The following is an 11,895-nucleotide window of genomic DNA, read 5'->3' on the forward strand; positions in this document are numbered from 1 at the left end:
TACACATGTTCAACGTTCGAAAAGAGTCGCTATTTAAATTTTTGAAAATTCTATTTCCAATAGCGCTTTTAGCAATAGCAATTTATGAAATTCTACAAACGATAAGTGGGATAGATGTTCATTTACTTCGGAAAGAAGTGAATGAACTGCAGATATGGGAGCTCTTATTTATTCTTTTTATCACCTTCTGTGCCATTACACCGATGATTTTTTATGATGTAATTTTAGTGAAAATATTAGGAATCAAAATAAACAATCGTCTTTTGCTGAATCATTCATTTATTGTGAACACCTTCTCCAATCTTATAGGCTTTGGTGGTTTAGTTGGTGTTTTTCTGCGTAACTATTTCTATTCGAAATATAAAGAGGATAAGGAAGACTTGTTAAAAAGCATTGCCTCCGTAACACTCTTTTATTTAACAGGGATTTCGCTGTTAGCTTGGATTATGTATATATTCTTTTGGGACTTCCCATTGCTAAAAGAAGTACGATGGTTAAAGATAGCAGTTATTCTTGTCAGCTTATATGTTCCGATTTTTATTGCTATGCTTTTCATTCGCAATAAAAAAGCAGGTTCTATAAAGCCGAAGATCTCTCTTCAATTGATAGGTACTTCCGTAACTGAATGGGTTGCAGTCTTTTTAGTTATCTGGATATTAACTTTTATATTGAAGATCCCAATAGAATTCTCCAATTTAATCCCCATATTTTTAATTGCTTCCTGCGCGGGTATTGTTAGTATGATCCCTGGCGGAGTGGGCTCTTTTGACCTTGTTTTTTTATGGGGGACTCAAAGTTTAGGAATCGCTGATGAAAAAGTGCTTTTTCTATTAATTTTGTACCGGGTTGGCTACTTTGTGCTTCCGTTTTTAGTTTCTTCTCTTTTGTTTGTAAAAGAATATTGGGAACGTTGGAATCAATCATGGGATGACTTGCCAAATGTCGTTTTTCAGAAACTTAGCCACATGCTATTAACGATAATGGTATTTCTCTCTGGCATTGTATTATTGCTATCGGCTTCAGTTCCAGGGATTTTAAGTCGACTAAAAATAGCTCAGGAATTTTTATCTTCGCCGATTATGCATGTCTCTCATCAAATGACTGTTGCAGCTGGCTTTATTCTCTTAGGTCTATGTAGAGGGATTAAATATAAAGTAAAAAGGGCATATCAGCTTTGCCTCATTGTGCTAAGTAGTTCTGCACTATTTTCAATTTTTAAAGGCTTGGACTATGAAGAAGCTATTTTTCTACTGATTGTCGCAGGGCTGTTAATTGCCTCAAAAAAACAATTTTACCGTGAAAGTTACGTTTTGACATGGGGCATCGTTTTGATTGATCTTGCTGCAGTGACAATTATTACAACGATGTATGTATTGATTGGTTATGTGAACTTACCGTCTTCCAAAATTCATATTCCAGTCGCTCTGCAGGAATACATCATTACTGATTACCGAGACCTATTTTATAGTGCAGTAATTGGTATCCTAATAGCAATTGTTATTTTTTATATAGGTTATTTTATCCGTGCACCTAAGAAAATGGAAAAGCTTTTATCAAGTGAGCAAGAAGAGAGAATCAAAGATCATTTGATGACCTATAAAGGGACGGAGTATTCACATTTAATTTTTTTACATGACAAATTTGTACATTGGAATAAACAAGGTACAGTTTTATTTTCTTATCAAATATATGCCGATAAGATCGTTGTACTGGGAGATCCAGTAGGAGATGAATCTGATTTTTTATCAGCTATTCAAGAGTTTTTAGAATTGGCAGATAAGCATGGTTATACACCAGTCTTTTATGAAATTAACAATAAAATTTTCCCTTCTTTACATGAGCATGGGTATAGTTTTTTTAAGCTTGGCGAAGAAGCTTTTGTAGATTTGGAGAAGTTTACACTTGCTGGTAAGGGAATGAAGGGACGTCGAGCGGTAAAAAATAAATTTGAACGAGAAAATTTTACAGTTGAAATAGTAAGCCCTCCTTACTCACAGGAATTAATGAATGAAATGCAAGAAGTATCAACGAAATGGTTGCAGGGAAGGTCAGAAAAAGGCTTTTCTCTTGGCTTTTTTAATGAACACTATTTAAACACTTCAAACATTGCCGTTTTACGTGGTACAGAAGGAGTTATTGGCTTTGCTAGTCTCATGCCCATGTACGATAATGGCGAAAGACTCTCAGTAGATCTCATGCGTTTTAAGCCGGGAGCACCATCTGGAACGATGGATTTCATATTCCTATCGCTTTTTGAATGGGCAAAATCAGAAGGCTACCGTGTTTTTAATATGGGGATGTCGCCATTGTCAAATGTCGGGCAGTCTAGGTATTCCTTTTTAAGTGAAAAAATTGCAGCACAAATATTTTTACATGGGCAGCACTTCTATCATTTTAAAGGATTAAGAAACTTTAAATTAAAATATGCAGATTTTTGGGAGCCAAAGTATATAGCCTATCGAAAGAAATCTTCATTGCCATTTACAATGGCACAAGTCACGCTATTGATTGGCAAAAAGAGAAAATAGATAGCCGAATCATTTTAAAAAGTCTGTGCTGCCAGCATAATTAAACGCATTGGTCGCACAGCCAATAAAAAAAAGATGCATTGCAAAATTACTTTGCGATGCATCTTTTTTGATTGATTTTTTATCATTGGAAGAACAGCGGACATCGCTGATAAAAAGCCGGAATCGCTGATAAAGCATCGAACATCGCTGATAAAAGAGCCGGAATCGCTGATAAAACATCGAACATCGCTGATAAAAGAGCCGGAATCGCTGATAAAGCATCGAACATCGCTGATAAGAGAGCCGGAATCGCTGATAAAGCATCGAACATCGCTGATAAAAAAGCTAGAATCGCTGATAAAGTATCGAACATCGCCTAGAAACATTATGAATGTGGTATGCGGTATTCCAAATAGTATTTACTGGGCTTCATTACACGATGAAACAAAATATATGAAAAAAATGTAATTTTGCATTTGATTTTCCATTGGAGCTTTGTAATAATAGAGAAAATTTTAGTTTTGAGGTAAGTGGTGATCAGACCAAATTTTTTGTATATAGAACCTTTACGAGGAGCTCAAACTGTAAGTGAATTAGGGGGAGGTATAGTATCGTGAAAAATTATATACAATACAATGCATTTCAGAATAAAGAGGTAATAATTGCGATACCTGCGCTTGGTGAACGTAAAGAAATGTACGCAGCATTAGCGAGCATCTTACCAGAAGCCCATATTGTAGCAATCGATTTACCAGGGCATAATGGTCAACTAGATAATGATTTTTCATTTCAGTCGTATAACAATACGATAAAAGAAATTATGGAGTATCTAAAAATTACTAAAGCTCATTTTCTTGGAAATTCAATAGGTGCATGGATCATTCAAAATTTTTATACAAACTATCCTGATTCGGTTAAATCATTAACATTGTTAGACGGTGGATATTATTTTATAGGCGAATATCATCCTGATGATAAAGCAGAAATACAATTACCTATCATTGAACGATTAGAAGATTTACAAGAGGCTATAAATGAAGAAATACGGAACATGGGGAACTTGTCTGCAGAAAATAAAGAATATTCGTATAATTATTTCCTTCATAACTTTGTTGAAAAAAACAATGTCTATTACCATCACAGTGATGCAAATGCCTTAAATGATTTGTCAAAAGCAGTAGAAAAAAATAATTACTGTATAGAAAATGAAATTCCTTTGTCGGTGTTATTACTGTTGGCAGACGAACATTCGGATAGTTTGTTACATAAGAAGTTAAATAGATTTCAAGAAAGACAACCGAATGCACAAGTTGAGATTATTCCCAAAAGCTATCATTTTTTGCCTCTCACCAATCCAAATGAGATAGCTGCACGGATTAGAAAGGCAATCTTGCATTAAATTTTTTTAACTTCTACAAAGCAGAGGAGGGAGTAGCTTGCGTATTCCGAATAAATTAAAAGTAGGTGAAGAGATACGGATTATCGGACCTAGTCGTAGCGCAGCAATCATAACAGCAGAAGGCGCTGAACAAACAAAGAAAAATCTTGAAGAGTTAGGTTTTAAAGTATCCTTTGGTCAACATATTTTTGAATGTGATCTTCAAAATTCAACTTCTATTGAGCATCGAGTTGCTGACATTCATGATGCCTTTCGTGATGAGAATGTAAAGGCTGTATTAACAGTTGTTGGTGGTTATAACTGTAATGAGGTATTACCTTATTTGGATTACGACATGATAGCAAATAATCCAAAAATATTTTGTGGCTTCAGTGATATCACAGCTTTAGCAACAGCTATTACAAAAAAATGTGAATTTATTACGTATTCGGGTCCTCATTTTTCTAGCTTCCGTATGGAACAGGCACAAGACTATCAGCTATCATATTTTCAAAAATGTTTGATGAGTAATACACCATATACTATTAAAGCATCAAGCGTTTGGAGTGATGATGCATGGTATTTAGATCAACATAATCGTCATTTTGAAGCGGCTAGTTGGAAAGTATATTCCGCAGGAGAAGCAAGTGGGCAATTATTCGGAGGGAATTTATGTACATTAAATTTGTTGCAAGGGACACCGTATATGCCAGATTTATCAAATAGTATTTTATTTGTAGAGGATGATAAACTAGTTTATCCAGAAATATTTGCTCGGGACTTCAGCTCAATATTACAAGCTACTAGTAATATTAAAGGTATTGCGATAGGGCGTTTTCAAAGAGCTTCTAATATGACAGAGGAGCAACTACATTTTATTTTAGATAAGCATCCAAATTTAAGAAAAATACCAGTTCTATATGATGTTGATTTTGGACATACACAGCCAATCTTTACGTTTCCAATTGGTGGTGAAATTCAAATGAATACGAAAGATTTGATGATACATGTCACTAAATTTTAACTTCTTTCAGCGGGAGTCCAAACATCCGCTGAAGGCTAATTGATAAAGAAGGGAGTACGATCAAGATGTTAGTAAGAGAGGCAATAGGTAAAGATGCTGAACAGGTAATAGCTGTCATCAAAAATGCGGAAGAGTCTAATTTTATGTTATTCAGGCCAGGTGAACGAAAGTTAGAGACTGAACAGTTTACTAAATTTATCGAGAATATGAACAATAACAGCCATTCAGCTTTATTTATAGCTGAAATTGAAAAGATAGTAGTTGGTTATTTAATAGTTCAAGGTAATCATATGCCATCCAGTGTTTCACATCGAGCCTATATAGTCGTAGGTATCCATAGTGAATATAGGGGACAGAAAATTGGTACTGCATTGTTTAGTCACCTCGACGATTGGGCAAAAGAAAAGAGCATGCATCGCTTGGAACTAACAGTAATGGCGAATAACATGGCAGCCATAGCTTTATATAAAAAAATGGGGTTTGAAATTGAGGGGACTAAAAGACATTCCTTATATGTTGATGGGGAATATATGGATGAATATCATATGTCAAAATTATTGTAATAAAAAAGGGGGATGTATATGAATTCTAGAAGAAACACTAGAAGTATTAATATCGGTATTTTTTCACCGTCTTCCCCTGCATCCGTCAATGCACTTTCTCGATATAAGCGTGCAAAAGCTTTTCTTGAACAAAAAAATATTAATCTAATTGAAGGTAGTTTGACGGGTAAAGCTGATATTTATCGCTCAGGTACTCCTAAAGAGCGCGCAGAGGAATTGAATGAATTATTACGTGATCCAAACGTCCACATTATCATGTCGACAATAGGTGGTACAAACTCAAATAGTATGCTGCCATATATTGATTATGAGGCTTTTCGAAGCAATCCCAAAATCGTCGTTGGTTACTCTGATACAACAGCAATTTTACTGGCACTTTACGCAAAAACAGGAATTACAACTTATTACGGACCAGCATTAATTCCTTCCTTTGGTGAATTTGAGCCATTAGTCAATGATACATATCAATTCTTCGAGAACTACTTCTTGAAATCACAAGTATCACCTTATGAAATTCCAATGCCTACATACTGGTCAGATGAACCTGTCAATTGGCTAGAAAAAACGGTGGAAAAAAATTTATATAAAAATGAATGGGTGACGGTTCAAGAAGGTGTTGCTGAAGGTAGATTAATCGGCGGCAATGTAAATGCTATGTATGGATTTATTGGTACTTCTTATTTCCCGAAAATTAATGTTGGAGATATCTTATTAATAGAAGATTGCGCTAAAAATACGGCTATCGTTGAGAAGAATTTTGCAATGCTGAAATTGCATGGTGTATTTGAAAAAATAAGTGGCATTATTTTAGGCAAGCATGAACGTTATGATGATTTAGGGACTGGGCGTAAACCATATGAAATCCTGCTTGAACAGTTAGACGGCATTGATATCCCGATATTGGCAGAATTTGATATATGTCATACGCATCCGATGCATCCAATTGCTATAGGAAAACAAGTGAGATTAGATGCAACGGCCAAAAAAGTCTATTGTATTGAGAAATGGTTGTAAGCCCTGCTTTTTTGCAGGGCTTAGTCCATTTAAGATTTAACATAGTCATCATCTGTAATAGCATACATATTAACATTTTGATGAATGCCCTTAACAAACATACATTTTCGTAAAACTCCCTCAAAATGCATCCCTGATTTCTCCATTACTTTTTGAGATCCAATATTTTCTTCAAAGCATCGCGCTTGAATTCGCACTAATCCTAACTCGTTAAAGCCAAAGTCGATTAGTTTTTTTGCCGCTTCAGTCGTTATCCCTTTATTCCAATAAGCTTCAGAAAGAACATAACCAACCTCCGCAAATTTATGTGTCGTGTTAATCGACACGAAGTCAATGGTGCCAATCAATTTTTGCTCATATTCGATGCCCCAAAAAAAGTGTTGACCTTGTTGGTAACCAGATAAAATCAATGCAATAAAATCCTTCGTTTCATCTAAACTTTTATGTGCGTCCCATGTCACATAACGAGCTACATGTTCACTGGAAGCATAAAGAAACATGGCTTCTACATCATTCAGTGTAATTGGTCTTAATGTTAATCTTTCTGTCTTTAAAACAGGTACTGCTTGTTTAAAAATGTTGTCGCTCATAAAACTCCCCCTTAAAAGCGTTTGAGTGTATTTAATTATAACAAGATTTGTAAATTTTCGTTAGGCTGTTTATTTGAGATTGAAAGGGGATGAACTCGTTTAGTAGTCTGTAATCTAATGCAACAGCTTTACTTATAATATGATGATTTGCGCGAAGCTAGAGAATACCCGCGGAAGGAGGGCAAATACTCGCGGAAGGAAAGCAAATACCCGCCATATTGCTGACGCTACGTCAACGCTACGCTTTCGCGCAAAAACCATCTGCCGCTGCCGCTACGCTTTCGCGCAAAAACCATCTGCCGCTGCCGCTACGCTTTCGCGCAAAAACCATCTGCCGCTGCCGCTACGCTTTCGCGCAAAAAACACCTGTTGCCACGACGCCCTCAGGAAACCGATCAACCGTAACGGAAATCAACCTCACTTTATGCTAATGAGTCATAGACAATAGTATTTCTTCAAAACATAGAAAAAAGGGCCTCCTACAATGGAGAGCCCTTTTTTACAAGTATTTATTAATTATCTTTAACGTCTTTTCGGTTTTTCTTTAACATTTTAGATAGCATTTCATACACGATTGGTACAACTACTAATGTTAATAATGTTGAAGATAGTAAACCACCAATTACGGTAATCGCTAGGTCTTTTGAAATTAGACCACTGCCACCATTACCAAGTGCCATTGGAATCATCGCACCAATTGTTGCGATGGCTGTCATTAGGATTGGACGTAAACGAGTTGCACCTGCCTCTAAAATGGCCTCGCGCATAGCAAGTCCGTCACGTTCCATATGAATAATGCGATCTACTAATACGATGGCATTTGTTACAACGATACCTATTAACATTAATAGTCCCATCATAACAGAAACAGAAATGGTTTGATTTGTAACGTACAAGCCGACAAATGCACCAATTACTGCGAATGGTAGTGAGAACAGAATAGCAAATGGTGCTAAACCTTCACCGAATGTTACTACTAGGATGAAGTAAACAATCGCGATCGCAGCTAACATAGCAATTCCAAGCTGTGTGAACGTTTCTTGCATGTCTGCAGCAACGCCTCCAACGCCAGTCGTTACACCTTTAGGTAAATCTAATTTATCGATATTCTTATCAGCAGCTGTAGTTGCTTTTGAAATATCGTCACCGATAATCGTACCAGAAACTTTTGCGAAATATTCACCTTTTGAGCGAGACAATGTGTTTAATGTAGTGCCTTCTTCTACTTTTACTAACTCACCGATTGTCATTGTTGTGCCTAAAGCTGTTTGGATTTTAGTAGCTAATACATCATCAAGAGATTTGGCTGCAGCTTTTTCTTCATGTTGTACAATAACATCAATATCTTCACCATCATACTGAACTTTAGTTAGAACTTCTGATGATGTATTTTGATTTAAAGCCATTACAATTTGAGCAGTAGTTAAACCATATTGTAGAACATTCTTTTGATCTACTTTTAAGGTATTTTCAACAAATGGATCTTCAGTATCAGACTTAATTTCTTCTAAACCATCAACTTCTTTTAATGCGCCTTCCACTTGTTTCACTGCTTTGCGAAGCTTATCTAGATCTTCACTGTATAATGTGTAACTTACTTCATTTGAAGACCCCGACATTGATGAGAAGTTTTGAGATTTCCATTCTCCTGATTGATCGATGTTCGTTACATAGTCTTCTACTTCTTGACGTGCTTCAGGGAAGTCCTTCATATCTGGATCGAAGATGAGGTACATTAAGGCACCACCAGCACCGCCACCCATCATCATTGCTGAAGGATCAACATGTTTAGGGTCATTGATCGAAACTTGTAAAATATTAACGTCTTTACGTTTCATTAATTCTTTTTCTACTTTTGCAACATTTGCTTCTGTATCTTTCATTAGCTCGCCTGTACCAGGAGTATACGTTAAGTACATAACCTTATCTTCTTGAGAGCCCATGAAGCTGAAGCCGATAAGTGGTGTTAAAGCAAGAGAACCAACAAGCAATACAATCGCTATAACTGATGTAATGATTTTATGGTTTAATGCTTTTTTTAGTACACCTTTATACCAAAGAGCTAGCTTTCCAACTTCTTTATGTTGACTTTCTTTTTTCTCACCGTATATTTTTTTGCGGAATAGGAAGTGAGATAAAGCTGGAACTATTGTAATCGCCACTAGTAATGAAGCACCTAGCGCAAATGACATTGTTAACGCAAACGGCATGAATAATTCACCAACCATACCGCCTACAAACATTAGTGGGGCGAATACGGCCACAGTTACTAATGTAGAAGAAAGGATTGGTTTGAACATTTCAATTGTCGCTTCACGAATAAGAGCACGACCTGTTAGTTTTTCTCCTTTTAAATGGATACGTCGATAAATATTTTCAACAACTACAATGGAGTCATCGATAACACGACCTATCGCCACGGTAATGGCACCGAGAGTCATAATGTTTAATGTGATATCCATCCAGTTTAATAGTAGTAATGCCATGAATACTGAAACTGGGATAGAAATAATCGAAATAATTGTTGATTTGAAATCACGTAAAAATAGTAAAATAATTAATACGGCAATGGCACCACCGAATACTGCTTTTTCAATCATTGTGAAGACTGAATCTTCAATTGGTTTACCTTGGTCAAGTGAGATATCCACTTTTAAGCCGGCTAATGATTTTTCTTCGTCTTTCATTAAATCTTTCACTGCATTTACGACTTTTACCGTATTTGCATCTTGAGCTTTAACGATTTGAATCGCAATCGCATCTTTGCCATTTGTACGTGATACAGATTGTACTTTACCTTCGACTTCAATCGTTGCAATATCGCCTAAGCGAACGAATGGTGAAGGATTTGTAGCTGAAGGTGTGACTGGGATCAATAATTCTTTTAACTGATCGATAGATTGTACTTTACCGTCTACTGATACGGCTTGTTCGCCAACGGTAAATTGATATAAACCAAGTGATAGTGACATATCACTTGCTTGAATCATTTGCTTGACAGAATCCTCTGTTAAGCCGAGAGCAGCCATTTTTGCTTTATCATATTTAAATGATATTTCATTAATGTGCTGACCATTGATAGTTGCTGAAGCAACGCCATCAATTTTTTCGATTTTTGGAAGTAGAATGTCTTCTACTGTTGACGTTAATTCAACAATATCTTCCTTAGAGCTACTAACTGATAAAGCGACAACAGGCATCATATTCATGCTAATTGCCATAACTGTCGGTTTTTGAGCACCTTCAGGTATTTTTATACCTTCTAAAGCGGACTCTAATTGGCGCTTTTTCTCATCCATATCAATGCCGTAGTCGTATTCAACTTGAACTTGAGCTACGTTTGAAGAGGAATTTGAGTAAACAGCCTTTACATCTTCTAAGCTTTCTATTGACTTTTCAAATGGCATGGAAAGCTCATTCATAACCTGTTCAGGTGTTGCACCAGGATAAACACCCATTACAATTAAATATGGTATAGAAATGTCAGGTATGGACTCCATTTTCATTTTTGTACCTGAATAAATACCAGAGACAGTGATGATAATTGTTAATAACCACACTGCCAATTTGTTTTTCAATACGAAATTAACTAAACCTTTCACCTTCACACCTACCCTTTATTGACTAACTAGATTTCGTTATTTATACTAATGACTAATCGGTCATTTGTCAATGAAACACATTAGGAGAGATTAAAAGTATGTTAAAAAAGCAACTTATTATGGAGAAAGCGTTGGAGCTATTTTCAGAACAAGGCTTCGAAGCTACATCTGTACAGCAAATTACAGAACGATGTGGAATTTCAAAGGGTGCATTTTATTTATCTTTCAAAACAAAAGACGAGCTTCTAATTTCTATGGTAGAGTATTATCTACAACAGTTTGTCACTGACGTTGACCAAGTAGTCAGAAGTTCACTTAGTAAAGATATCATTTTAGTTGAATTTTACAAAAGTATTTTTCAAGCTTTTAAAAATCATGCTGCATCTGCCCGTGTGTTTTTTAATGAGAAAGTACTTCTTACAAAAAAAGAATTGTTTCAGAAAATAATTGCCTATGATGTTGAGATGTCTAAGTCGATTCTCTATATGCTGGAGCAGTTATATCAGGATGAACTTCAGGAGACAAAATATGATGTTATGTATTGCATTAAAGGATTTATGAAAAGTTATTCGGAACTTTTTATTTTTTCCGATATACCACTCGATTTAGATCAATTGGCCAGATCGCTAGCTGAAAAGACGGAAATTATTGCACGACATACGACGATACCATTTATAACTGAAGAACTCGTTCGATTAACGGAAAAACCTTGTGATGAAGAAGTTACGCAGGAATCTTTGCTAGAATTAATCGAACAACATCTAGATGGCTTAGAAGACACTATAGAACGAGAGTCTCTAGAATTATTAAAAGACCAAGTCGAAAATCCAACCTATAGTAAACCGATTGTAAAAGGTTTAATTGAAAACATACGCTTGCAGCCAGATTATCGTTGGGTTGCTTATGTAATAGCTAAATACTTTAATATGTAGACATAAGGATAGGATTGCACATTCTAACGGGTGAGCGATCCTATTTTATCTTCATTTGGCACAGTGTTTTCTGTAGCGACAGTTAAAGTTATGACACTGCGAAATTGGTTAAGATTATTGAATGTTATATGAAAACTTGAAGTGTTAGCGGTAATTAAGTATTAGTCTCGGTGACTAGAAGTGATTGCGAGTTTCTGATAGTACTACAATAGGGACAAAACTCCATTCGAGTAGCTATTTCTTGTGTTACTCTAATTCATTTTGAAACTTATTGTTGTTGAA

9 protein-coding genes are annotated in these 11,895 nt (G+C 35.8%); 6 read left to right on the plus strand and 3 right to left on the minus strand.

Translation table 11 applies throughout. The annotated features are described in order from the left end of the window. Positions 1 to 5 precede the first annotated feature (5 nt). Positions 6 to 2,528, plus strand: coding sequence for a bifunctional lysylphosphatidylglycerol flippase/synthetase MprF (mprF, locus tag ABH966_RS06830; protein ID WP_370076981.1), 2,523 nt, complete (start codon positions 6 to 8; stop codon positions 2,526 to 2,528). Between the two features lie 124 nt (positions 2,529 to 2,652). Here the strand turns inward: mprF and ABH966_RS06835 are convergent, their stop codons facing one another. Then, positions 2,653 to 2,883 (minus strand): hypothetical protein, encoded by a 231-nt coding sequence (locus ABH966_RS06835; protein ID WP_370076983.1) that lies wholly within the window; start codon positions 2,881 to 2,883, stop codon positions 2,653 to 2,655. A gap of 240 nt (positions 2,884 to 3,123) precedes the next feature. Between ABH966_RS06835 and ABH966_RS06840 the strand changes: the two genes are divergently transcribed. From ABH966_RS06840 to ABH966_RS06855, 4 genes are all read left to right on the plus strand, one after another. Then, on the plus strand, positions 3,124 to 3,909 hold the full coding sequence (locus ABH966_RS06840) for an alpha/beta fold hydrolase (RefSeq protein ID WP_370076985.1): 786 nt from the start codon (positions 3,124 to 3,126) through the stop codon (positions 3,907 to 3,909). Between the two features lie 37 nt (positions 3,910 to 3,946). Further along, complete coding sequence (locus ABH966_RS06845) at positions 3,947 to 4,912, plus strand: S66 family peptidase (RefSeq protein ID WP_370076987.1); 966 nt, start codon at positions 3,947 to 3,949, stop codon at positions 4,910 to 4,912. Positions 4,913 to 4,977: 65 nt separating this feature from the next. Next, the gene (locus ABH966_RS06850) at positions 4,978 to 5,475 is read left to right on the plus strand and encodes a GNAT family N-acetyltransferase (RefSeq protein WP_370076989.1); all 498 of its coding nucleotides are present in this window, start codon (positions 4,978 to 4,980) and stop codon (positions 5,473 to 5,475) included. An 18-nt stretch (positions 5,476 to 5,493) separates the two neighbouring features. Further along, the gene (locus ABH966_RS06855; RefSeq protein ID WP_370076991.1) at positions 5,494 to 6,489 is read left to right on the plus strand and encodes a S66 family peptidase; all 996 of its coding nucleotides are present in this window, start codon (positions 5,494 to 5,496) and stop codon (positions 6,487 to 6,489) included. 29 nt (positions 6,490 to 6,518) lie between these two features. Here the strand turns inward: ABH966_RS06855 and ABH966_RS06860 are convergent, their stop codons facing one another. Together ABH966_RS06860 and ABH966_RS06865 are read right to left on the minus strand one after the other, a co-directional pair. Beyond that, positions 6,519 to 7,079 carry a GNAT family N-acetyltransferase gene (locus ABH966_RS06860; RefSeq protein ID WP_370076993.1) on the minus strand — a complete coding sequence of 187 codons (561 nt, stop codon included), beginning with the start codon at positions 7,077 to 7,079 and terminating at the stop codon, positions 6,519 to 6,521. Between the two features lie 512 nt (positions 7,080 to 7,591). Next, positions 7,592 to 10,681, minus strand: coding sequence for an efflux RND transporter permease subunit (locus ABH966_RS06865; protein ID WP_370076995.1), 3,090 nt, complete (start codon positions 10,679 to 10,681; stop codon positions 7,592 to 7,594). A 98-nt stretch (positions 10,682 to 10,779) separates the two neighbouring features. Here ABH966_RS06865 and ABH966_RS06870 point away from each other — a divergent pair, with 98 nt between their 5' ends. After that, positions 10,780 to 11,613, plus strand: a complete 834-nt coding sequence (locus ABH966_RS06870; protein WP_370076997.1) for a TetR/AcrR family transcriptional regulator — start codon at positions 10,780 to 10,782, stop codon at positions 11,611 to 11,613. Positions 11,614 to 11,895 lie beyond the last annotated feature (282 nt).

This window comes from Lysinibacillus sp. RC46 (assembly GCF_041262385.1).
In the GTDB taxonomy this organism is placed as follows: domain Bacteria; phylum Bacillota; class Bacilli; order Bacillales_A; family Planococcaceae; genus Lysinibacillus.